Origin of the sequence: Dietzia sp. UBA5065 (genome assembly GCA_002415925.1) — a bacterium.
GTDB lineage: Bacteria > Actinomycetota > Actinomycetes > Mycobacteriales > Mycobacteriaceae > Dietzia.
Genome location: DIAZ01000046.1, coordinates 315 through 4,592 on the forward strand (window position 1 = coordinate 315; position 4,278 = coordinate 4,592).

The following is a 4,278-nucleotide window of genomic DNA, read 5'->3' on the forward strand; positions in this document are numbered from 1 at the left end:
CGCTGCTGCTGCCCGCCGGAGAGACCGCCACCGGGCTTGTCGAGCCTATCCTTGACCTCTTCCCAGAGGTTGGCTCCACGAAGCGACTTCTCCGCGACCTCGTCGAGCGTCTTCTTGTTCTTGACGCCCTGGAGCTTGAGGCCCGCGACCACGTTCTCCTTGATGGACATCGTGGGGAACGGGTTGGGCCGCTGGAACACCATGCCGATGGTCCGACGGACGGCGACGGGGTCGACCTTCTTGTCGTAGATGTCCACGCCGTCGAGCTTGATGGATCCCGTGACGTAGGCGCCCGGGATCTCCTCGTGCATCCGGTTGAGCGAGCGGAGGACGGTGGACTTCCCGCAGCCGGACGGGCCGATGAACGCGGTCACCGAGCGGGGCGGGACGTGGAGGTTGACCTCCTTCACGGCGTGGAAGTCACCGTAGAAGATGTCGACATTCTCGAGATCGAGTCGCTTGGCCATCTCTGGTCCTTACTTGGTCTTCGGCGCGAGCGCCTTGGCAGCGAACGTAGCGAGGAGGTTCGCCAGCCCGATGATGATGATGAGGGTCAGCGCCGCGCCCCAGATCCGGTACTGGCCGGCCTCGTTGGGGTTCGAGAGCTGGTTGTAGATCAGCAACGGCAGCGAGGCCATGTTGTTCTGGAAGATGTTGAAGTTGAAGCTCGCGGTGTAGCCCACGAGGATCAGCACCGGGGCGGTCTCCCCCATCACCCGCGCGGTCGCGAGGAAGATGCCGGAGATCATGCCCGACAGCGCGGTGGGGACCACGATGCTGACGATCGTCTTCCATTTGGGGACGCCCAGCGCGTAGGAGGCCTCGCGGAGCTCGTCGGGGACCAGCTTGAGCATCTCCTCGGTGGACCGCACGATGAGCGGCAGCATGAGGAGGACGAGCGCCAGGCTCACCGCGAACGCGCTCAGCTGGAACTTCAGCACCGAGACCCAGACCCCGAAGATGAAGATTGCGGCCACGACGGAGGGGACACCCGCCAGGACGTCCACCATGAACGTCGTGGGCCGTGCCAGCCGGGACTCGGGGTACTCCACCAGCATGATGCCGGCGGCGACCCCGAGCGGGATCGAGAAGACGGCGGCGACGAGCGCCTGCACGAGGCTGCCGTAGATGGCGTGGCCCACACCTCCCGCCATCGAGGACGGCGAGACGAGGAAGAGGGAGTTGGTCCACCACGCGGGGTCGAGGACCGCCGGCAGACCCGAGACGAGCACCTTGTACAGCAGCGCGACCAGCGGGATGACGGCGAGCATGAAGCACACCGTGAAGATCACGGTGGCGAGCCGGTCCTTGGCCCTGCGGCCGCCGGAGATCGGGAGGAACGTGTCCGTCGGCTTGGCCGGCTTGGCCAGGTCGGGGGGTGTCTTGGACATCAGCCGTTGACCTTTCCACCGGACACGGAGCGCGCGATGAGGTTGACGAGGAACGTGAGGATGAACAGCACGAGACCGGCCGCGATGTACGCGCCCGTGGGGAGCGGATGGTTGAACTCCGCGCTGCCCGAGGCGATCTTGGAGGCGAACGTGAAGCCGCCGTCGAACAGCGAGAGCGTGCCGGGCGAACTGGCCGCGCGCAGGATGATGAGCACCGCGACCGTCTCGCCGAGCGCGCGTCCCAGGGCGAGCATCGACCCCGCGATCATCCCCGACTTGGCGTAGGGGAAGCACGTCATCCGGATCTTCTCCCACTTGGTGGCGCCCAGTGCCAGGGCCGCCTCCTGGTGGAGGGACGGGGTCTGCCGGATGGTCTCACGCGACATCGACGTGATGATCGGCAGGATCATGATGGCCAGGACGACGCCGGCCGTGAAGATCGTCCCGCCTCCGCCGATCGACACGTTGCCGTCGGCGAAGAGGAAGATCCAGCTGAGGTTCTGGTTGAGCCAGGTGGCGAACGGCACCATCCACGGCCCGAGGACGATGAGTCCCCACATGCCGTAGATGATCGACGGCACCGCGGCGAGCAGGTCGATCAGGGCGGACAGCGTCCTCGACAGCCGGGCCGGAGCGTACTGCACGAGGAACGTGGCGATGCCGATCGCCACCGGGACGGCCAGGACCAGCGCGAAGACCGAGCTCAGGACCGTGACCTTGAGCAGGTCGAGGATGCCGAAGCGCATGTTGTCCGGGTCGGTGGTGTTCCACTCGGACGAGGTGAAGAAGTTGACGTTGTTCTGCATGAGCGACGGGGTCGCCTGGATCACCAGGACGATCCCGATCAGCGCGATGAGGGCGACGATGACCCCGCCGGCGGCCACCGTGACTCCGCGGAAGAGCGCATCCGTCTTCTGGGACGACCTGGCCTCTCGGAGGTCCTCGCCACCGCCGGTGTCGGCACCCGGCACTGGCCCGGCGCCGGCGGGCATGCCGGACTTCCCTGCGTTCTCGTCGGCATCGCGGTCGACGGATTCGTGAACTGTCATGAGACCTTCAGTCGCTCGGGGGTGTGAGGGGCGGGTCGCCGGCCCGCCCGGATGGGTGGCGGGCCGGCGACCCCGGGGATCAGGAGATCTCGGAGATGGCGGTGGTGAGCTTCTCGCGGAAGGCGTCGGGGACCGGGATGTAGCCCTCTGCCTCGAGCTGCCCCTGGACCTCCTCCGACACGGCCACGTTGAGGAACGACCTCACCGCGGCGGCGGTCTCCGGGTCCTTGTACGTCGAGCACACGATCTCGTAGGTCGGGAGGATGATCGGGTAGGCGCCGGCCGCCTCAGGGACGTAGAAGGACGAGGTGTCGATCACGAGGTCGTTGGTGCCCTCGTTCTTCAGCTTGGCCGAATCGATGGTCTTGCCGGCGGTCTCGGCGGTGAGCTCGACGCCCTCCGCGTCGGCCGGGGTGACGATCTTCACCATGGAGAGGTCCTGGTTCTTGGCGTACGACCACTCGGTGTAGGTGATGGTGCCCGGCGTCTGGCCGATGGCGGCCGAGACCCCCTCGTTGCCCTTCGCGCCCTCGCCGACGCCGCCGTTGAAGGTCTTGCCTGCCTCCTGCGTCCACGCCCCGTCCGACGCGGCGTCGAGGTACTTCTGGAAGTTGTCGGTGGTACCCGACTCGTCCGAGCGGAAGATCACGGTGATGCGCTGATCCGGGAGCTCCGCACCCTTGTTCTCCGCCGCGATGGCCGGATCATTCCAGTTGGTGATCCCACCGTTGAAGATCTTGGCGATGGTCGGGCCCGAGAGCGTGAGCTCGACACCGTCGAGGTTGTAGGCCACGGCGATCGGGCCGAAGACGGCCGGGAGGTTCCAGGCCGGGCCGTCGCACCGCTCCTCGGCGGTGACGTATTCCGCGTCCTTGAGCGGGGAGTCGGAGCCACCGAAGTCGGTCTGGCCGCCGATGAACTCCTTGACGCCGGCACCGGAGCCGTTGGAGTTGTAGTCGAGCGTCTGGCCCTCGCAGCTCATCGCGTACGAGTTGGCGAAGACGGTCATGGCGTTGTTCTGCGCGGACGAACCCGACGACTTCAGGTTGGCCTTGCCGCCGCATTCCGCACCGGCCACGGCCTGGGCCGACGAGTCGCCGCCGCCGGCGTTGTCGTCCGAGCAGGCGGCCAGGCCGACGGTCGTGAGAGCGGCGAGCCCGAGAAGGGCACCGGTGCGCTTGAGGTCCACTGAATCTCCTTGGTTAGTCCGGTGGGGCATCCCACCGGTCACGTTCTTGGCGACTGCGTCGCGAGGACGGGCCGACACCCGCGGCCCGACAGGATCAGAACCTAAGGCGCTGATATGAACAGCCCCGCGAGGAGAGGTGAACGAGAGATGAACTCGCAGAACAGGACGCCACCGGCCCCGACTCCCACCCGGCCGCGGCCCCCTGAACAGGGGTCTTACACAGAGCCGGCCGGCGATGCCGGATTCGTCACACGCGGGTGTAGGTCACATCGCGGAGCTCGACCGTGAAGCCGAGCCTCTCGTAGGTCCGGATGGCCGCCGCATTGTCACCCTCCACGTAGAGCACGACGGACTCCACCCCGTTGACCTCCTCGAGATGCGCGACCCCGAGGGCGGTGAGCGACCCGCCCAGCCCGCGCCCCTGGTCCGCCGGGTCGACGGCCACGACGTAGACCTCACCCTCGACGGCCTCACCCTTGCCCGCGGGGCCGGGGTCGGGGACGACCGTCTTGGTCCAGTGGAAGCCGGCCAGCCGGGGCCGGGGACCGGCGGTGTCCACGGCGAGGAAGATCGCGGCCGGGTCGACCCAGTCCACCCCGAGCCGCTCGTCCAGCCGGTCGGGCGTCCACCCGCCCTGCTCGGGATGCCA

General features: G+C 67.5%; 5 protein-coding genes. All 5 read right to left on the reverse strand.

Annotation, left to right across the window (positions count from 1 at the left end):
* Positions 1-467 (reverse strand): phosphate ABC transporter ATP-binding protein (locus B4M60_RS03355; protein WP_291080273.1); only part of this gene is annotated, 467 nt, incomplete at its 3' end.
* A 9-nt stretch (positions 468-476) separates the two neighbouring features.
* Positions 477-1,391, reverse strand: a complete 915-nt coding sequence (gene pstA / locus B4M60_RS03360) for a phosphate ABC transporter permease PstA (RefSeq protein WP_291080275.1) — start codon at positions 1,389-1,391, stop codon at positions 477-479.
* Positions 1,391-2,440, reverse strand: a complete 1,050-nt coding sequence (pstC, locus tag B4M60_RS03365) for a phosphate ABC transporter permease subunit PstC (protein ID WP_291080276.1) — start codon at positions 2,438-2,440, stop codon at positions 1,391-1,393. The genes pstA and pstC overlap by 1 nt, the downstream gene beginning before the upstream one ends.
* Positions 2,441-2,519: 79 nt before the next feature.
* Complete coding sequence (gene pstS, locus B4M60_RS03370) at positions 2,520-3,629, reverse strand: phosphate ABC transporter substrate-binding protein PstS (RefSeq protein ID WP_291080278.1); 1,110 nt, start codon at positions 3,627-3,629, stop codon at positions 2,520-2,522.
* Between the two features lie 247 nt (positions 3,630-3,876).
* Positions 3,877-4,278 (reverse strand): GNAT family N-acetyltransferase (locus B4M60_RS03375; protein ID WP_291080280.1); only part of this gene is annotated, 402 nt, incomplete at its 5' end.

Bases quoted from the DNA above. Each gene is read 5' to 3' on its own strand.
- pstA (WP_291080275.1), bottom strand. From the start codon at position 1,391: ATGTCCAAGACACCCCCCGACCTGGCCAAGCCGGCCAAGCCGACGGAC.
- pstC (WP_291080276.1), bottom strand. From the start codon at position 2,440: ATGACAGTTCACGAATCCGTCGACCGCGATGCCGACGAGAACGCAGGG.